Consider the following 19,122-nt stretch of genomic DNA (forward strand, 5'->3'; position numbering starts at 1 on the left):
ATGAACCTGGCTACTCCGAATCAGACGGGTTTTGACAGCGGCAATTTCTACGCGAGCTTAATCACGGTCATTGTTGTGCTCGCCATTATTATCGTTCTGATTGTATTATTGATTCGTTTTTTGGGAAGACGCAACCGCTTCTTTTCCAAGACCCGCTCAATCCGTACGATTGGTGCTGTAGGTCTTGGCCCGAACAAATCTCTTCAGGTTATCGAGATCGGAAGTACTGTTTATCTTGTGGGTGTTGGTGAGGATATTTCATTGCTGGATAAAATCTCCGATCCCGATGAGGTTGCTGTTCTCTTAAGCTCCTTCGAAGAAGAGACGCAGGAGTTCGGCAGCCTCTCATCCGCCCTTTCCGGCTTAGTATCGCGGTTCCGTAAAGAGCCTCCACTTGAAGGGGAAGATTTGGAGGAGACGCCTTTTCACGAGGTATTCGAATCCAAGCTTCGCAAACTGCCCAACCGGAAGCAGCAAATGGAAGATCTGCTGCAGGACGACCAAACTAAAGATCGGTAGAGGGTTACATGAAGAAAAAGGTCATTATTATAGCTTTGCTTATGATGGTTCTAAGTGTTTTTTTCGCCACGGTAGCGTCAGCGGCTGATCCAATTCCTAATATTAATGTACAGATTGGGAATTCCGACGGCACGAAACCAAGCACGAGCTCCCTATCCATCCTGTTGATCATTACGATACTCAGTGTGGCTCCGGCCATACTGGTATTGATGACAAGCTTCACCCGGATTGTGATTGTGCTCGGGTTTGTAAGAAGCTCGCTGGGGACTCAGCAGATGCCTCCTAACCAGGTGCTTATCGGACTGGCCTTATTCCTGACTTTGTTTGTAATGAGCCCAACATTGTCGCAAATCAATGATGTGGCCCTTCAGCCTTATCTGAAGGGCGAGATTTCACAGACGGTGGCTCTCGAGAAAGCGGCGGTGCCTATGAAGAAATTCATGTACTCCCACACAAGGAATAAGGATCTTCAGCTGTTCATGAGTTACACCAAAACGGAAAAACCGAAATCCTATGAAGATATTCCTATCACAGTTCTTGTTCCGGCTTATGCGATCAGTGAACTGAAAACAGCTTTTCAGATGGGGTTTATGATTTTTATACCATTCTTAATCATAGATATGGTAGTTGCCAGTACGCTTATGGCGATGGGTATGATGATGCTCCCTCCGGTAATGATCTCACTGCCGTTTAAGATTCTGCTGTTTGTACTCGTGGACGGATGGTATTTGGTCGTCAAATCTCTATTAATGAGCTTTGGAACATGAGAACTCTATCAGTCGAATTGGCAGATTAACGCATACTAAGAGAACAAGGAGGACGGTTATGAGTTCGGAGTTTATTATCGGGCTGGCCGGACAAGCCGTATACACAGTCCTGGAGGTCAGCGCACCGATGCTGATTTTAGGATTGATTGTCGGTCTGATCATCAGTATTTTCCAAGCTACGACCCAAATTCAAGAACAAACGCTTGCGTTTGTTCCTAAGATCGTAGCAGTCCTGCTGGCACTCTTGCTGTTTGGGCCTTGGATTCTAACAACCCTGGTAGATTTCACTTCTGGAATTCTAAGTAATCTGTCCAGTTATATTGGTTGACCAGTATGAACACGGATATGCTGCTGCAGGGTTTTTCTGTTTTTATGCTTATCTTTTGTCGAATCGCATCGTTTTTTGTGGTAGCGCCGATATTTGCCTCCCGGTCGGTGCCGGGAACCTTCAAGATTGGGCTCTCTGCGATGATTGCATTATTGGTGTATCTCGTAAGCGGAATTACACAGACTGTGCCGACAGACTTAAGCTATATCCTTTTAATTGTCCGGGAAATAATGATAGGTTTACTGATGGGCTATACGGCGTTTTTGATGTTCACGGTGATCCAAATGGCCGGAGCCTTTATTGATATTCAGATCGGGTACAGCATAGCGAGTGTCATTGACCCTATGACAGGGGCTTCCTCGCCAATCATCAGTAATCTTAAATATATGATCGCAACTCTATTATTCTTGAGTATTAACGGGCATCACTATCTGCTCCAGGCAATTATGCGAAGTTACAGTTGGATTCCATTGGACAACCAATTTTTTAACAAAATCTATAACGGGAATATATCTGAATTTTTAAGCAGAACTTTTAGTGAATCTTTTGTTCTTGCTTTTCAGATGTCCGCTCCTCTAGTAGTAGCTTTATTCTTAACCGATGTGGCACTTGGATTTCTGGCGAGAACGGCGCCGCAGTTTAACGTGTTTGTTATCGGGGTGCCGCTCAAAATTATTGTAGGGCTTCTGCTCATGGTATTCCTGATGCCAAGTTTGATCTACGCATTTGAATATTTGTTTCAAGTACTATTTAAATCACTGGAGAATCTGATGGGTGCCATCGGTCAAAGACCAGGTTAAACAAGGGGGAGGGAGTCACTTGCAGTTAAGGTATGCACTTGACCTGCAGCTGTTCGCTGGCGACAAGACAGAGAAAGCCACCCCGAAGAAAAGGCAGGATGCCCGTAAGAAAGGGCAGGTCGCCAAAAGCATGGACATCTCGGGAGCGCTGATTCTGCTCACTTCCTTTCTATGTTTAATGGCCTTTGGCGGGTTTATGAAAACAAGGATCTTAGCTCTATATACCGATATTTTTATTAACCGGTTATCTATGGATGTCACCAAAGAGAATGTGATGGTCCTGCTGGGCGATTACGGGGTTCAAATTCTGCTCCTGCTTGCGCCGGTGTTTGTTGTAGTAATTATCGTTGGACTGGTTGCGAATTTTGCCCAGATCGGTTTTATGCTTAATGGTGAAGGCCTTAAGATGAAGTTCAGTAAATTGGATCCGATAAAAGGATTCAAGAATATCGCTTCAATGAAATCGCTTGTCGAGTTTCTGAAATCTATTCTTAAGCTCACTGTAATCACTTACCTAGTGTACACGACGATTTGGGGAGCCAGAGGGGATATCGCCAAGCTTGGGCAGCTGCCCGTGGAGGACACGTTTTCTTTTGCCGTCAAGCTGACTGTTGAGCTGGGGATTAAAACCGCATTTGGCCTTTTTATCCTCGCTGTCCTGGACTATGTGTATCAGAAATATGAGCATGAGAAAAGTCTGAAGATGTCAAAACAGGACATCAAGGATGAATATAAGAAAATGGAAGGCGATCCGCTAATCAAAGGGAAAATCCGTGAACGGCAGCGCCATATGGCCATGCAGCGGATGATGCAGGAAGTTCCGAAAGCGGACGTGATCATTACGAACCCGACCCATTTTGCGGTTGCGCTCAAATATGACGGCACGCAGATGGAGGCTCCGCAGGTAGTCGCCAAAGGACAGGATTTTGTCGCCTTGCGAATCAGGGAGATTGCCAAGGAGAATGGGGTTACTATTATGGAAAACAAGCCGCTCGCACGAGCACTGTTTCAAAGATCTGAGATCGGGGACAGCATCCCGGCGGATTTGTTTCAGGCCGTAGCTGAGGTACTGGCATATGTATATAAGCTTAAAGGAAAAGTCAAATAATTGGGGATCGGAGGCGGGACTACATGAAAATTAAAGATATTTCGATACTGCTTGGAATTATCGGCATCGTGCTGATGATGATCCTCCCGATCCCAACATGGCTGCTCGATGTGCTGCTCGTGATCAATATTTCACTAGCTATGATGATTCTCTTGGTAGCTATGAATACAAAGGAAGCTCTGCAGTTCTCCATATTCCCATCGATGCTGCTGATCACCACCTTGTTTCGTCTGGCGCTCAACGTGTCGACGACCAAGCTGATTCTGGGACAGGGCGAAGCAGGGCACGTCGTGGCAACGTTCGGGAGCTGGGTATCCCAGGGCCAGCCGGTTGTTGGATTTATCGTCTTTCTTATTCTGGTTGTCGTTCAGTTCATTGTCATTACAAAAGGGTCTGAGCGGGTTGCCGAAGTAGGTGCAAGATTCACACTCGATGCGATGCCAGGGAAGCAGATGAGTATCGATGCGGATCTCAATGCAGGTTTGATCAATGAACAGCAGGCCCGGGAGAGACGCCGCAAAATTGAACGCGAAGCGGACTTCTATGGAGCCATGGATGGAGCCAGTAAATTTGTAAAAGGGGATGCCATCGCGGGCATCATCATCCTGGTCATTAACCTTATCGGGGGGTTCATTATTGGTGTCGCCATGCACGGGAAGCCGTTTATGGATGCTCTATCCACATATTCGCTGCTGACCATCGGGGATGGTCTCGTGAGCCAAATTCCAGCGCTCCTGATTTCAACTTCAGCGGGCCTTATCGTGACACGTGCTTCTTCGGAAGGCAATTTGGCTGACGACATTACGGGACAGCTCTTTATTTATCCAAAATTGATCTACATCGTTTCAGGTACAATTACCGCATTAGGTCTCTTTACACCGATCGGAGTTCTTTCTACTGTACCTCTGGCAGGACTACTGGCTTATGCGGCTTGGCGTATGCAGAAGAATATGACTCAAAAACAGGTGGCGCAGGAGCAGCAGGAGGAGGAACAGCAGATCGAGGAAGTACGCAGTCCGGAAAGCGTGATCAATCTTCTTCAGGTCGATCCGATCGAGTTCGAATTCGGTTATGGATTGATCCCTCTGGCAGATGCCCAGCAGGGCGGTGATCTGCTTGACCGGATTATTATGATCCGCAGGCAGTGCGCTCTGGAGATGGGGCTTGTCGTTCCGGTTATCCGCATCCGGGATAATATCCAGCTTAGGCCTAATGAGTATGTGATCAAGATCAAAGGCAATACCGTAGGCGGTGGTGAACTGCTGCTCAATCATTACCTGGCGATGAGCCCGGGTTATGACGACGATTCCATTACGGGCATTGAGACACAGGAACCGGCGTTTGGACTTCCGGCACTTTGGATCGATGAACCAACGAAGGAACGTGCTGAATTGTCCGGTTACACTGTGGTGGACCCTCCATCCGTTGTGGCCACACATCTGACCGAGATGATCAAGCGGCATGCGCACGAGCTGCTTGGACGTCAAGAGACGAAGACGCTGATCGACAATCTCAAAGAGAACTATCCTATTCTCGTGGATGATCTGATTCCATCTGTTCTTTCAGTGGGTGATGTTCAGAAAGTGCTGGCCAAGCTGCTTCGGGAGAAAATATCGATCCGCGATATGGTCACAATTTTTGAAACGCTTGGGGACTACGGCACTTACACCAAGGACCCGGATGTGCTCACCGAGTATGTAAGGCAGGCACTGTCCAGACAGATCACCCAGCAGTTTACCCAGCAGGGGGAGACGATGAGGGTAATTACCGTAGGTCCAACGCTTGAGAAGAAGATTGCCGAAAGTGTACAGCAGTCTGATCAGGGAAGTTATCTCGCGCTTGATCCGGTATCCACACAGACCGTGTACCAGAAGCTTACAGAGCAAATCAACCGTCTTATCCAGTCGGGACAGCAGCCGATTGTGCTGACCTCTCCAACCATCCGCATGTACCTGCGTCAGGTGATAGAGCGGACGATGCAGGATATTCCGGTTCTGTCCTACAGCGAGCTGGAGCCGAATGTTGAAATCCAAAGTGTCGGAGTGGTGAACCTATGAGAGTAAAGAGATATATCGTTGAGACGATGCCCGACGCGATGCAGAAGATTAGAACCGAGCTTGGGAAGGATGCGGTGATTCTAAGTACCAAGGAGATGAAGGTGGGCGGCTTCCTGGGTTTGTTTCAGAAGAAAAAAATTGAAGTCATCGCGGCTACGGAGACGACTGATTCGCCACAGCAGCCGGCTGAAAGCAAACCGCGCCAAGTGGCTTACCCTACCGCCGCTCCCGTTGCAAGAGCTTCTGTTCCGGCCGCTTACCGCAAGTCGGCACAGATTCTTGCTGAAGACAGAAGAGAGCAGCCGCCTGCTGTTCTGTCCACGCAGCCTTTAAGTGTAAAGGCTGCGTCGCAGATGGAAGCGGTGCCGGAGAGGTTCAGAAGCGGGACTTCGGAGACTGCGGCTGAAGCCTTGATGGCAGAGCAGCATGAGGAGTCCAAACCGGTGGTCCAGATTGCCGCACGGGATGGATCTCATCTTCAGCCATCACCAGCCAAAGAGGACAAGCTCTTGGAGGAAATCCGGCAGATGAAAGCCATGATGACCAAGCTCACAGCACAGGGCAGCGGTGAACCCGAACTGCCCGAGCCACTGCTCAAAGTTCAGCACCGTTTGCTGGAGCAAGGGGTGTCATCCGAACTCGCGGAGGAATGGATTTCCAACGCGTTTTTGAACTGGACTGAGGATCGGCCGATGGAAGACCAAGACGCATTAGCGCTCATCCGTGAACAGGTTAAAGCTTTCCTGAATGGACGGGTCAGTGAAGGTATCTCAGATTCCACCAAAATTGTGTATATAGCAGGTCCGACTGGAGTAGGAAAGACAACGACCATTGCCAAGCTGGCGGCGGATCAAATTTTCCGTAAATCCAAAAAGGTTGGCTTCATTACGGCGGATACTTACCGGATTTCTGCCATTGAGCAGCTTCGAACCTACGCTTCCATTCTCAATGTTCCGATCGAGGTGGTTCAGTCTCCTGGCGATGTGCACAGAGCTGTTCAACGTTTCCAGCACTGTGATCTGGTTATTATGGACACAGCAGGCCGCAACTACTTAAATGAACTGTTCGTTGCAGAGCTTCACAGCCTTCTCTCCACGGATGAACAAAGTGAAACTTATTTGGTGCTGAGCCTAACCTCGAAGAGTCAGGACATGATGAAAATCACCGAGAACTTCAGCCGGTATGGTCTGGATAAAGTGATTTTCACCAAACTTGATGAAACGGAGAGCTGCGGATCGATGTTCAATCTGGTTCGGGAATATCCGATGGAGTTTAGTTACCTGACTAATGGTCAGAACGTACCTGATGATTTGTTGACGGCCACGCCCGAATTGTTGATTGAAGAGCTTCTGGGAGAGCGATCCGAATGAACGACCAGGCCGAATCACTCAGACAATTAGTATCGTCAATGGAGCAGCAGGACACGCCGAGGACCCCAAGAAGCGCAAGAATCATTACCGTCAGCAGCGGAAAGGGCGGCGTTGGCAAATCCAATTTCACTTTGAATTTTGCCCTTGCACTGCAGGCTCTGAACAAAAAAGTACTTCTCTTTGATGCAGACATCGGAATGGCGAATATTGATGTGTTAATGGGGGTAAGGCCCAGATACAATCTCTATCATCTGTTAAAGGGTGAGAGAAGCATTCAGGAAATTATGGAGAATGGCACGAACTCGCTTCCCTTTATTGCGGGAGGTTCTGGACTGACGGAGCTGTTCAGCCTGTCCGAATCGGATTTGAACTACTTTACAAGCCAGATCGAATCGGTTTCGGACGAGATGGACTATATCATTTTTGATACCGGAGCAGGCCTGTCGAAGGAGACGCTGAAATTTATTACTGCGGCGGATGAGTGCCTGGTGGTGACAACACCTGAACCTACTTCTATCACAGATGCTTATGCGCTGATCAAGGTGGTAGGGGGAATGGAAGCTGCGGTGCCGTTCCAATTAATGATAAATCGGGTTGAGAATGAGAAAGAAGCAAGACAGGTTGCAGACAAAATATCCCTTGTTGCGCGTAAATTTCTGAATATCGAGATTCCGATGCTCGGGTTTATGAGCGACGACGCCCATGTTGTTCAGGCGGTGAAAAAACAGGTTCCGTTTTCGATCGCTTATCCTAACTGTTATGCGTCCCGCGATGTTGAGCGGATTGCAGCAGGTTACATTGCTGGCGGTACAACGCAAGATGCAGGTGCCTTGACGGGAATCAAAGGATTTTTACACAAATGGCTCAAACGGACAAAATGATTCTTCAAGATGGGAACAGGAGGAGACGACATGAGGCCCTATCGCATTTTAGTTGTTGACGATTCGGCATTTATGCGCAAGATTATTTCGGATTTAATTGAGCAGGACCCCGATCTTAAAGTGGTGGGAACTGCGCGGAACGGACAAGAGGCCTTGAAGCGGATTGCTGAACTTGAGCCTGATCTTGTAACGATGGATGTGGAAATGCCGGAGATGAACGGGCTTGAGGCACTCAGGCAGATTATGGCGGCAAAGCCGATTCCCGTGATCATGCTGTCCGGTATCAATGAAGAGGGCATGCGCGAGACGATTATGGCGCTTGAACTGGGTGCGTTTGATTTTATCCGCAAGCCTTCCATAACAACAAGCTCTCAAGGGGTTGGCGAGGTCGGGCAGGCGCTTAGAGAGCAGATCAGGACGGCCATGCAGGCTGAGGAACGAAGACAGGCGAGAAAAGAGGCAGAGGCTTCTGCCTTGAAGCAGCCTTCAAGCCCAGTCAAGCCATCCGTTCAACCACCGGAGAGCCGGCAGCGAATCGAATTATCCTCATCCGAGGCGGGTTCTCAACCCGTGCCGGATGGCTTGAAGACGGATAGCCTGAAGGAGCTTAAGGAAAATCCATCACGGCCGCCTGTGGCTGGAACATCCAAGCCGGCGGATTCCCAGGCATCGGCTGCGAAGCCCCCGGCGGTTCCAAAGCCGGAGCCGGGCAAACCGGCAGCCAATCCATCAGCGCTTAGTCCTAAGCCAAGATCAAATAAGGACAAGCAGGAACCAGCACTTCCAAAGAGCAGACTGCCTTCTGTGGGAAGCGGCACGGCAGCTCAAGATACCGCTGCTGCGCAGAACAGCAAATCATCTGGTCCTCAGCCTGACGCCGCCAAGCTGGACAACCGGCCATCCAAGGCGCAGATGCGGACTTCGGGCTACAGTGATATTGTGGCCATCGGTTCTTCCACAGGCGGTCCTAAGGCGTTAAAGACCGTTTTAGAGATGATTCCAGCAGACTTTCCGGCACCTATTATCATTGTGCAGCATATGCCACCGAACTTCACACACTCCCTAGCCCAGCGGTTGAACAGCTTAAGCCCGCTTCAGGTAGTGGAAGCCAAGGATGGGATGGACCTTCAGAAGGGTTGGGCCTATATCGCACCGGGCGGTTATCACATGACCGTCAAGGCGGGTCAGGGGAATGGATACAAGATTGTCTTGAACAAGGATGAATTGCGTAATGGTCATAGACCTTCCGCCGATGTCATGTACGAGTCACTGCTTCCCTTGGAAGCTCTCAAGAGGCATATCGTCCTGCTGACAGGGATGGGAAGTGACGGAGCTAGAGTCATGAAGCAGCTTTATGACGCTGGAGTGACCTCCACCTTTGCAGAGAGTGAGGAAACATGTGTTGTTTATGGAATGCCGCGATCTGCGGTGGAGTTGAAATGCGTAAGTTATGTTTTACCGCTTTATGAGATAGCACCGAAACTGGTACAGGTAGTGAAATAACGGGAAGATATCCTTGAGGAGGTGTCTCACGATGGACATGAATCAATATTTATCCATGTTTATTGATGAGTCGAATGATCATCTGCAATCGCTAAATGAAAAAATGCTGGAGCTGGAGGAAAGCCCGGAAGATATTTCGATCGTTCAGGTTATCTTCAGATCGGCCCATACACTCAAAGGGATGGCTGCAACGATGGGGTTTGAGGACCTCGCATCCTTGACCCACCAAATGGAGAACGTGCTTGACCTGGTTCGTAACGACAAGCTGAAGATGCAGGATTTCATTTTTGATACGTTGTTTAAAGGGTTGGATGCACTGCAATCCATGGTTCAGGATATTACCCAGGGCGGAGAGGGCAAGGAGGATGTGAGCTCAATTGTGGCGGCATTGCAGGCCATCGTCCGCGGGGAGAACCCGAATGCCTCATCGTCTGCAGCGCCCGCGCAAGCCGGCAGTGGGGCTGCCGTTGATAATTCCATTCAACTGGATGAATTTCAGTATTCCGTCCTCGAACAATCCATTTCTGAAGGGCACCAAGTGCTCTATATTGAAGTGTCCATCCGTGAAGATTGCCAGCTCAAGGCCGTAAGAGCCTACATGGTGTTTGACCTGTTGGAGCGGTTTGGCGAAGTGGTCAAATCCCACCCATCAGTCCAAGATATTGAACAAGAGAAGTTTGATCACAGTTTCTCGCTCTACTACATAACGCAGAAAGAGCCGGCTGAGCTGGAATCCATGATCCTGAACTTGTCCGAAATTGGCGGAGCAAAGGTCGTTGCGCTGGATTCGGAATCTCTGAGTCAAATGTCTCAAAGCGGTGCCTCTGAGGCCGCAGCAGCAGCAGAAGCCCCGTCAGCTGCAAAACAAGAGGCTGCGGTGCCTTCCACGTCCGAAGCATCTGCAGCCTCCAAACCCGCTGCTCCCGCTGAGAAGTCTCCGCGCAAGGCGGCAGCAGCGCCTTCGAGAACGATCCGCGTTGATATAGACCGGCTTGACGTTCTTATGAATCTATTCAGCGAGCTGCTGATTGACCGGGTCAGACTGGAGCAGCTTGCCGGTGAGATCAAGAGAACGGAATTGACGGAGACGGTTGAGCACATGAGCCGGGTCAGCACCGACCTGCAGAATATTGTCTTAAAGCTTCGTATGGTGCCGGTGGATACGGTGTTCAACCGCTTCCCGCGGATGGTCAGAGACCTTGCGAAGTCCTTGAACAAGAAGATCGATCTCGTCATTCTTGGCGCCGAGACTGAGCTTGACCGTACCGTCATTGACGAGATAGGGGACCCGCTGGTTCACCTTCTCCGCAATGCCGTTGACCATGGTGTAGAGACCACAGCTGACCGTCTGGCGGCAGGCAAGTCTGATACGGGAACGGTTCAGCTGAAGGCCTTCCATAGCGGCAACCATGTGTTCATCGAGATTGAGGACGATGGATATGGGGTTAACCGGGAGAAGGTCGTGGCCAAAGCCATCAAGAATGGGGTTATCCGTGCGGAAGAGGCCGATTCGCTTACCGATGACGAAGTGGCCCAGCTCCTGTTCGCCCCCGGCTTTAGTACTGCGGAAGTCATTTCCGATATTTCCGGCCGTGGTGTAGGTCTTGACGTTGTCAAAACAAAGATTGAATCGCTGGGCGGCACAGTTGTCATTACTTCCAAGTGGGGCCAAGGCACGAAATTCTCTGTGCAGCTGCCGCTCACATTGTCGATTATCTCCGCCATGCTTATCAAGCTGGGCAGTGAGAAGTATGCGATTCCGCTCTCTTCCATTGTGGAAACGGGTCTTATCAAACGGGAGCAGATCCGTTCTGTTCATGGCTATATGATGGTCCCTTACCGGGATGCACACATTCCGCTTTTGTCTCTGGCGAACATTTTCGATGTGGCTGATTTTGATGAGGATGCTGAGGAAGAGACAGAGATTGTTGTTATCCGCAAAGGGGAGCGTCTTGCGGCGTTAACGGTAGAGGAATTTATCGGCCAGAACGAAATCGTCATCAAAAACTTAGGCAAGTATCTTCCTTCCATACCTGGTGTTGCCGGTGCAACTATACTGGGTGACGGACAGGTTGCACTCATTATAGATCCGAATACATTTATTAAGTAACGGTCAGTCAAGCAGAGGAATACCGGACACCATCTAAGGAGGAAATCAACCATGGGACAAGACATTAAAGTAATTGTATTTAAGCTGGGACATGAGGAATACGGGATTGAAGTGGACAAGGTTCAGACCATTGAACGAATTATGCCAATTACACGGGTTCCAAAGACATTTGCGTTTGTAAAAGGGGTAATCAACCTTCGCGGGGTGGTCATTCCTGTCATTGACCTGCGCGGACGCTTCGGGCTTCCGGAGGCTGAATTTACCGAGCAGAGCCGGATTATTATTGTGAACGCGGAGGAGCTGGAGGTTGGCTTCATCGTGGATTCCGCAAATGACGTCATTGACCTGAACACAGATATTATCGATTCCCCGCCAGAAGTCGTGGGCGGCATTAAGGCCAAGTACCTGGACGGGGTGGCCCGCATTTCCGAGGAGCGTCTGCTGATTATGCTGAACCTTTCCGAAGTGCTTAACCGGAGCGAAATCATTCAATTGGAAAGTCTTGAGGGCTAAACTGTGGACTTGTTCAAGGATTTTGCCGAATTTAAAATGGATATTCTCAAGGAAATCGGCAATATCGGAGCGGGTAACGCCGCTACCGCATTGTCGTGCCTCCTGGACAAGCCGATTGACATGGCTGTGCCAAAGGTCCAAATGCTTCCATTTGAAGCCATTGCGGAGAAGGTTGGGGGAGCAGAGACGATTGTCCTGGCGATTTTCTTCCGGGTTGAGGGGGATGCCCCCGGGAACCTCTTCTTTATTCTGAGCCCGGAGGCTGCCAAAAAGCTGCTTCACCGTCTGTCTACCCTCGAAGTGGAGAACGATGAGGAGTTTACAGAGATGGAGTGGTCGGCATTGTCCGAGATCGGGAATATCCTTGCCGGCTCTTACCTTTCTTCCCTTGCTGATTTCACACGCTTATCCATGTCTCCTACTGTACCCGCCCTGGCTATGGATATGGCTGGAGCTATTCTTAGCTACGGACTGCTGCAGTTCGGGGAAATGGGGGATGATGCCCTGCTGATCGATACGACCTTTATCGAGGGGCACCAAGAGGTGGAGGGTCAATTTTTCCTGATCCCTGACCCTGAATCCTTTGATCAAATTTTCACCGCGCTGGGAGTGCCTAAGAACCATGATTGACCAACAGCGTGTTGTTAAAGTGGGTATGGCCGAATTTGACGTCATTGAAAAAGAAGGGTTGATCCGTACGACTGGACTTGGTTCCTGCGTGGGAGTCACTCTTTATGATCCTCAGGTAAAAATTGGAGGCTTGGCCCATGTAATGCTTCCTTCATCGGATATTGCCCGTGAAGGGGCGCTAAACATCGCCAAATATGCAGATACAGCAGTTCCTGCAATCTATCAGAAGCTGATTGAACTCGGAGCATCGCCTAAACGTCTTGTGGCCAAGATGGCCGGGGGCTCCCAGATGTTCAGCTTCGCTGGTAAAGGGGATGCGCTGCGGATTGGTCCAAGAAATGTGGAATCGTGTAAATTGAAGCTGGATGAGCTTGGGATCCCTCTGATTGGGGAAGATACCGGAGGGAATTATGGTAGAACGATAGAAATGGATTGTGAAACGGGTATATTATTCATACGAAGCGTACAAATGGGTAAAAAGGAATTGTAGCCATGGCTGGAAAAATAGGGTTTAACTGGTTGTTTGGAGCAATAGGATTTATAATTACCTTTATAGTATCTTTTTCAAATAATATATTAGTTACGAGTGTGGTGCGCAGCTGCATTGCCTTTGTCGTATGGTTTGTATTGGCATTCGCCCTGCGGTGGCTTCTTGGGTTTCTAACCTCTCCGCCCGCCGAGCCTGAGCTGCCTGTGATGGAGGCTGAGCAAGAGGAGGAGACGGACCGCGGAACCGTTCTGGATATGACTACGCCGGACGAAAGTGAAGAGTTGAATGATCTGTTGAAGCAAAAGCCGGATGCTCCTAGCGAACCCAGCGGATTCTCACCTTTGAACCCGCCGAAGCTTGTCAAGACATCGGAGCAAGATCCTGAAGAGCTGGCTAAGGCCCTTCGTCACCTGACAGAAAAATAAGGAGGGTGAGACCATTGAACGAGCGCAAATCCATGCCTCTGAACAACGCTGATCTCTGGGAGAGATGGAAAGAACACGGCGATATTGAGGCCAAGAAAATGTTGATTGAGAAACACCTCCCTATTGTTGACTATGTGTCTGGCCGCCTGGCTGTTGGACTCCCAAAGAATATTTCCAAGGACGACTTGGCTAGTAACGGTGTAATGGGGCTTATCGATGCTGTTGAGAAGTTTGATTACAAGCGCGGACTGCAGTTCGAGACCTATGCCTCATGGAGGGTCCGCGGTGCCATATTGGACGGGCTGAGACAGGGGGACTGGGTTCCCCGATCTGTCCGGGAGAAAGCAAAGAAGATTGAAGAAGGATATCAGCAGCTGGAACAGCAGTATCTGCGCTCGGTATCCGATGCCGAAATGAGCCAATATTTAGATGTTACCGTTCAAGAGTTTCAGCACATGCTTCAGGAAGTAGCGGTAATGACCCTCTGTTCGTTGGAGGACCCGATACGGGAGGAAGACTCGGAAACCCGGTTATCCGTTCTCGTTGATGAAAAAGCCAAGAACCCGGACTATAAAGTTCGAGAGTTCCATTTAAAAGAATCACTGACTAAGGGAATCGAGAAATTGACTGAAAAAGAACGTACAGTCGTTTCTTTACTTTATTATGAAGATTTATCACTAAGTGAAATTGCGGAGGTTATGTCTTTATCCCCTTCGCGGATTTCTCAGTTACATTCCAAAGCGATCCTAAGGCTTCGTGGCACCTTGGATAAACAGCGGGATCTGTTGATGCAAGATGACTAGAGAATTAGATATGAAGGAATGGGGGACTTGGGATGGGCGAGCAGGTTGGTTTAGATTTGAAGCAGTATGTAGGTTTGAGTTTTTCTAATGACAAAGGCGAGGCATTCCTGCAGTTGATTAAGGATGAAGAAGGCTTTGTCTGCAGCCCGGAATCACTGGAGCAGTTTTTGTTAGCGAACGGTGTGAATTTTGGTATCCAAAAGGATGCTCTAGTACGGTTTGCGGCAAACCCAGGAGGATATGCTTTCACGCCTCTGCGGGTAGCAATAGGCCAACCCCCGGTCAGCGGTGAGGATGGTTTCATCCGCTATGCTTTGTCCATCGATCAAGAACAGCACCGTCCCAATGAGAATGAGGATGGAAGCGTGGATTATAAGGATGTTATCCGGCTCAATAACCTGCAGAAAGGCCAATTGATCGCGGAGCTGGTGCCTCCTGTGCCAGGCAAGCCGGGCAGAGCGGTTACCGGTGAAGAAATTCCTTGTAAACCCGGCAAGGAAGCAAGATTTAAAGTTGGCAAGAATGTCGTTCTGAACCCGGAACAGACGGCGATGTATGCCGCCATTGACGGATTGGTCACCAAAACGGACAAAGGGAAGATCAATGTATTCCCGATCTATGAAGTGAATGGAGATGTGGATTACACTACCGGGAATATAAGTTTTATCGGTACTGTAATTGTCCGTGGGAACGTGTTGACCGGATTTCGCGTTAGCGCCGCAGGAGACATCAGGGTTATCGGCGGTGTGGAAGGTGCGGAGCTTGAAGCTGGGGGCTCCATCGAAATTACGGGCGGTATTATCGGTTACAACAAAGGCCTTGTCAAAGCAGGCCACAATGTCAAAAGCTCCTTCATTCAAGATGGGAACGTACATGCAGCCGAAGACGTGATTGTATCTCAGAGTATTATGCACTCTAATATCCGTGCCGGACGGGACGTTCTCTGTAATGGAGCCAAAGGACTTATTGTCGGCGGCAACATTCAGGCCGGAGAGAAAGTAACCGCAAGGATTATCGGCAACCCGATGTCCACCACGACAACGGTCGAGGTAGGTGTCCTTCCGGAGCTCCGCAATGAGCTTGCGGACTTGAGATTGGCATTCAAAGAGAATATGGGAAGTCTTGATAAGACAGATAAAGCCCTTGCTATTCTGGATCAGCTGGCTTCCGTTGGAAAACTGACAACGGAGAAGATGCAGATGCGAGCTAAGCTGAGCCTGACCAAGAAGCAGCACCTGAGAGAGCAAGCTGATCTTAAAGAGCGGATGCTGGAGATCGAAAAGTCTCTTGAAGATACGAGCAAGGCCAAGGTGCAGGTGTTAAAGATGATTTATGGTGGCTCCAAAATAGTTATCGGCAGATACACGAAATTTATTAAGGACCCAGTCTCCCATATGACTTTTTATTACAGCGAGGGAGATATCTCGATGTCCTCTTATGTCTAGGCCTCTAATTTTAATGGTGGGGTGATTTCATGGATTTTAAAGCGGTTGAACTGCAAATTGCCGTCCCAAGGACCAGTGAAGCAAGCCGGATTCAGCAGGAAGCTCAGCATAGTCCAATGCATCATCAGCATACTTTAGAGGGCCAGAATATGAAGCGCAGTGACCGCGAACGTAAGCGCAGCGCTCAGGTGGATGAATCGTCGCAAGCGGTGGTTCGGGACGGCCGTCAATCCTCTTCTGGGGAAGACGGTCAGCAAGACAAGCAGGAAGCTTCCTCAGAGCAGGTTAAGGAACACCCTGCTGAACACCCGTTCAAAGGACACAACTTTGATCTTTCTTTATAATTTATTTGAACATGCTGATGATTAACTTATGTAAAGGCACCTAACGGTGCTTTTCTTATAACTACAACATAACAATAAAACGGGTGAACATTTATGCCATTAGGAAATGCATGGGTTTATATAGTCCTTCTAGGAGCTGCGGCGATTGGTTACGCTCTCTTTCTGCCAAAGCGCAAACCAGCGGCAGATCAGGCTTCGGGAGCTGCCGACGTGGAGGCCGCTCTTGAGCATTATATGTCTGAGATCGAACGGGAGAATAACGAACTCATCGAGCTTGTAGCCCAAATGAAGCAGGAGACGGCTTCAAAGATGATGTCGCTGCAGGAGCAGGTGGCTGAGCTCAGAGGACGGCTGCTCGATGTGGAGAAAACGGCTTCGCTGCAGGAAGCAAGGATGGAAAAGCTGGAATCCGTGCCTTCAGTACCTTCAGTGCCCGTTACATTAGAAGAACCGGGTGAAGTCCCGGTAGAGGAACCGAAGGCTCCTGCTGTTCCACGGAACACCGTGCGTGACCGGTATCCCGAGCTGTTTAATCTCTATGAGCATGGGAAATCGATTGACGCCATTGCCAAAGCGCTGGATATGCAGCGCGGTGAAGTTCAGCTGATTCTTCAACTTGCCAGCAAGGAGGAGAAGGCGGAATGAAGAACCGCACATTTTTGCTCGGACTAGGTGTCGGACTCATTGCCGGTGCTCTGCTGCTTCAGATCATGCTGATCGGACAGGGGACAGCGTCCAGCCAGCTTCTTACCGCACAGCAGGTGAAGGAAGCTGCCCAGCGGTTTAACCTGAAGGTGTATGACGAAGCGGAAAAGGTGTACACAGCCCAGGAATGGGAAGCCAAACCAAAGGAAGCAAAGCCGGGAGAACAGACTTCTCCTGAAACCAAGAAGCCGGTAGAACCAAAGGCACCGTCTTCCACCACGGACCCGGCTAAGCCGGATTCGGCATCAGCTCCGAAGGAGCCAGCCGCGCCAGACGGAGTGGACAAGTCTTCCACGGCGCCTGATACGCCTAAGACGACTACTCCTAAGCAAACAGAAGCTCCCAAGAAGCCGGAGACGATCTCTTTTAAAATTTCATCGGGGGACACCCTGAGCAAGGTCGCGGACAATCTTAAGAAATCAGGCATTATTGACGACAAGAGCGCCTTTATCCAAAAGGCAGTAGATAAGAAGTCCAATTACAGATTGCAGACCGGAACTTACAGCTTCGAAGAGGGGGAGTCTGCAGCCTCCATTATCTCCAAAATCACCTCAAAGCCGTCCGGGAAATAACATTCCGGTGCGGCTTTATTCGTTTAGCCGAGATTTTATTGCAACGCTAATCTAATTGTGATATATTAGTTGACGGTGTTAAAACACACGCTGACTGATTCTGTTAATGGTGCTTCCTGCGGGAAGTTTTAATGGGAGATGACATCAGCGGAGGGCATCATACTAAAAAACCAACTAGGAGGTGTGTGAAGATGGGAGTTATCTCCATGAAACAACTGCTTGAAGCAGGGGTTCATTTCGGTCACCAGACACGTCGCTGGAACCCAAAAATGGATCGTTATATCTTCACTGAAAGAAACGGTATTTACATTATTGACTTGCAAAAGACAGTCAAGAAAGTAGAAGAAGCTTACAACTTCGTAAAAAGCGTGGCTGAAGAGAATGGTACTATTCTTTTCGTCGGCACGAAGAAACAAGCTCAAGATTCTGTTAAAGAAGAAGCTGAGCGCGCTGGTCAATTCTACATTAACCAACGTTGGCTCGGAGGTACTCTGACTAACTTCCAAACCATTCAAAAACGTATCGACCGTTTGAAGACTTTGGAAAAGTGGGAAGAGGATGGCACTTTCGCAGTTCTTCCTAAGAAAGAAGTTATCATTCTCCGCAAAGAGAAAGATCGTCTTGAGAAATTCCTTGGCGGTATCAAGAACATGAAGGGCTTGCCAAGCGCACTCTTCATCATTGACCCTCGCAAAGAGCGTATCGCGGTTGCTGAAGCCCGTAAATTGGGTATCCCAATTGTTGGTATCGTAGATACGAACTGTGATCCGGACGAAATCGACTATGTTATCCCAGGTAATGATGACGCGATCCGCGCTGTTAAATTGCTGACAGGTAAAATGGCCGATGCCGTGATCGAAGCGAACCAGGGCGAACAAACAACAGCGTAAGATAGAACGTTTAGACATGATCTGAATGAGTTTCATTCAGGATGCATGACACAAACGATGAATTAAATGAAAAGGGTGGTTGGTAGGTGCTAAAACCTCTCACTACCCTTTTTTTAAAGGATAAAATTATGGCTACACCCCAACTATACAATTGGAGGTAATACAAATGGCAGTAGATGCAAAATCAGTAAAAGAACTACGTGAAAAAACAGGCGCTGGTATGTTGGATTGCAAAAAAGCGCTGGAAGAAGCAAACGGAGATTTGACAAAAGCGGCTGAGCTGCTTCGCGAGAAAGGTCTTTCTGCTGCAAGCAACAAAGCAGGACGTATCGCAACTGAAGGTGTGGTTCAATCCTACATCCACGCTGGCGGACGTATCGGCGTACTTGTTGAAATCAACTGTGAAACTGACTTCGTAGCTATGACTGATCAATTCAAAGAGTTCGCGCGCGACATCGCAATGCATATCGCAGCTTCGAACCCTAAATTTGTCCGTCGTGAAGAAGTGCCTGCTGAAGAGATCGAAAAAGAAAAAGAAATCTTGAAAGCTCAAGCACTTAACGAAGGCAAACCTGAGAAGATTGTTGAAAAAATGGTTGAAGGCCGTATCGGTAAATACTACGAAGAATACTGCTTGCTTGAGCAATCTTTCGTAAAAGATCCGGACAAAACCATCTCCCAATTGCTTAACGAGAAGATCAGCACGATCGGAGAGAACATCTCCATTCGCCGTTTCGCTCGTTACGAGCTTGGTGAAGGTCTTGAGAAGAAAGTCGATAACTTCGTTGAAGAAGTATTGTCCCAAGTTAAAAACTAATTTTTGTTTGCGGAGCTACCTAAAGAACATTAGTATGTTAGATCA

Annotated in this window: 21 protein-coding genes; all 21 read left to right on the top strand. The window is 48.9% G+C overall.

Annotated features, from left to right (window positions below):
• The 21 genes from KJS63_RS08635 to tsf all read left to right on the top strand — a co-directional run bounded on the left by KJS63_RS08635 (window position 1) and on the right by tsf (window position 19,077).
• Entirely contained in the window at window positions 1-519 is a 519-nt protein-coding gene (locus tag KJS63_RS08635) for a flagellar biosynthetic protein FliO (RefSeq protein ID WP_213618747.1), read from the top strand.
• Between the two features lie 41 nt (window positions 520-560).
• The gene (gene fliP / locus KJS63_RS08640; RefSeq protein WP_374706274.1) at window positions 561-1,286 is read left to right on the top strand and encodes a flagellar type III secretion system pore protein FliP; all 726 of its coding nucleotides are present in this window, start codon (window positions 561-563) and stop codon (window positions 1,284-1,286) included.
• Between the two features lie 58 nt (window positions 1,287-1,344).
• On the top strand, window positions 1,345-1,614 hold the full coding sequence (fliQ, locus tag KJS63_RS08645) for a flagellar biosynthesis protein FliQ (protein ID WP_213618749.1): 270 nt from the start codon (window positions 1,345-1,347) through the stop codon (window positions 1,612-1,614).
• Between the two features lie 5 nt (window positions 1,615-1,619).
• The gene (fliR, locus tag KJS63_RS08650; RefSeq protein WP_244862537.1) at window positions 1,620-2,414 is read left to right on the top strand and encodes a flagellar biosynthetic protein FliR; all 795 of its coding nucleotides are present in this window, start codon (window positions 1,620-1,622) and stop codon (window positions 2,412-2,414) included.
• A gap of 19 nt (window positions 2,415-2,433) precedes the next feature.
• Window positions 2,434-3,522: a flagellar biosynthesis protein FlhB gene (gene flhB, locus KJS63_RS08655; RefSeq protein ID WP_213618750.1), complete on the top strand. Its 1,089-nt coding sequence runs from the start codon at window positions 2,434-2,436 to the stop codon at window positions 3,520-3,522.
• Between the two features lie 23 nt (window positions 3,523-3,545).
• Window positions 3,546-5,579: a flagellar biosynthesis protein FlhA gene (flhA, locus tag KJS63_RS08660; protein ID WP_068619315.1), complete on the top strand. Its 2,034-nt coding sequence runs from the start codon at window positions 3,546-3,548 to the stop codon at window positions 5,577-5,579.
• Window positions 5,576-6,949: a flagellar biosynthesis GTPase FlhF gene (gene flhF, locus KJS63_RS08665; protein ID WP_213618751.1), complete on the top strand. Its 1,374-nt coding sequence runs from the start codon at window positions 5,576-5,578 to the stop codon at window positions 6,947-6,949. The genes flhA and flhF overlap by 4 nt, the downstream gene beginning before the upstream one ends.
• Window positions 6,946-7,830, top strand: a complete 885-nt coding sequence (locus tag KJS63_RS08670; protein ID WP_213618752.1) for a MinD/ParA family protein — start codon at window positions 6,946-6,948, stop codon at window positions 7,828-7,830. The genes flhF and KJS63_RS08670 overlap by 4 nt, the downstream gene beginning before the upstream one ends.
• A gap of 30 nt (window positions 7,831-7,860) precedes the next feature.
• Window positions 7,861-9,333, top strand: coding sequence for a protein-glutamate methylesterase/protein-glutamine glutaminase (locus tag KJS63_RS08675; RefSeq protein WP_213618753.1), 1,473 nt, complete (start codon window positions 7,861-7,863; stop codon window positions 9,331-9,333).
• A 31-nt stretch (window positions 9,334-9,364) separates the two neighbouring features.
• Entirely contained in the window at window positions 9,365-11,443 is a 2,079-nt protein-coding gene (locus KJS63_RS08680; RefSeq protein WP_213618754.1) for a chemotaxis protein CheA, read from the top strand.
• A 51-nt stretch (window positions 11,444-11,494) separates the two neighbouring features.
• Window positions 11,495-11,956: a chemotaxis protein CheW gene (locus KJS63_RS08685; protein ID WP_068619305.1), complete on the top strand. Its 462-nt coding sequence runs from the start codon at window positions 11,495-11,497 to the stop codon at window positions 11,954-11,956.
• A 36-nt stretch (window positions 11,957-11,992) separates the two neighbouring features.
• Window positions 11,993-12,586: a chemotaxis protein CheC gene (locus KJS63_RS08690; protein ID WP_374706275.1), complete on the top strand. Its 594-nt coding sequence runs from the start codon at window positions 11,993-11,995 to the stop codon at window positions 12,584-12,586.
• A complete protein-coding gene (locus KJS63_RS08695) occupies window positions 12,579-13,076 on the top strand; it encodes a chemotaxis protein CheD (protein WP_068619301.1) in 498 nt (165 codons plus the stop codon). The genes KJS63_RS08690 and KJS63_RS08695 overlap by 8 nt, the downstream gene beginning before the upstream one ends.
• Before the next feature lie 2 nt (window positions 13,077-13,078).
• Entirely contained in the window at window positions 13,079-13,501 is a 423-nt protein-coding gene (locus tag KJS63_RS08700; protein ID WP_213618755.1) for a hypothetical protein, read from the top strand.
• Window positions 13,502-13,515: 14 nt separating this feature from the next.
• Window positions 13,516-14,304 (top strand): FliA/WhiG family RNA polymerase sigma factor, encoded by a 789-nt coding sequence (locus tag KJS63_RS08705; protein ID WP_213618756.1) that lies wholly within the window; start codon window positions 13,516-13,518, stop codon window positions 14,302-14,304.
• Between the two features lie 32 nt (window positions 14,305-14,336).
• Complete coding sequence (locus tag KJS63_RS08710; protein ID WP_213618757.1) at window positions 14,337-15,749, top strand: FapA family protein; 1,413 nt, start codon at window positions 14,337-14,339, stop codon at window positions 15,747-15,749.
• Between the two features lie 29 nt (window positions 15,750-15,778).
• Entirely contained in the window at window positions 15,779-16,093 is a 315-nt protein-coding gene (locus tag KJS63_RS08715) for a hypothetical protein (protein WP_213618758.1), read from the top strand.
• Between the two features lie 93 nt (window positions 16,094-16,186).
• Entirely contained in the window at window positions 16,187-16,738 is a 552-nt protein-coding gene (locus KJS63_RS08720) for a DUF6115 domain-containing protein (RefSeq protein ID WP_213618759.1), read from the top strand.
• Window positions 16,735-17,370 carry an endolytic transglycosylase MltG gene (locus tag KJS63_RS08725; RefSeq protein ID WP_213618760.1) on the top strand — a complete coding sequence of 212 codons (636 nt, stop codon included), beginning with the start codon at window positions 16,735-16,737 and terminating at the stop codon, window positions 17,368-17,370. The genes KJS63_RS08720 and KJS63_RS08725 overlap by 4 nt, the downstream gene beginning before the upstream one ends.
• Before the next feature lie 191 nt (window positions 17,371-17,561).
• Window positions 17,562-18,260 (top strand): 30S ribosomal protein S2, encoded by a 699-nt coding sequence (gene rpsB / locus KJS63_RS08730; protein ID WP_068619284.1) that lies wholly within the window; start codon window positions 17,562-17,564, stop codon window positions 18,258-18,260.
• A gap of 166 nt (window positions 18,261-18,426) precedes the next feature.
• Entirely contained in the window at window positions 18,427-19,077 is a 651-nt protein-coding gene (tsf, locus tag KJS63_RS08735; protein WP_068619282.1) for a translation elongation factor Ts, read from the top strand.
• Window positions 19,078-19,122 lie beyond the last annotated feature (45 nt).

The sequence above is a fragment of the Paenibacillus sp. J22TS3 genome, assembly GCF_018403205.1.
GTDB lineage: Bacteria > Bacillota > Bacilli > Paenibacillales > Paenibacillaceae > Fontibacillus > Fontibacillus tuaregi.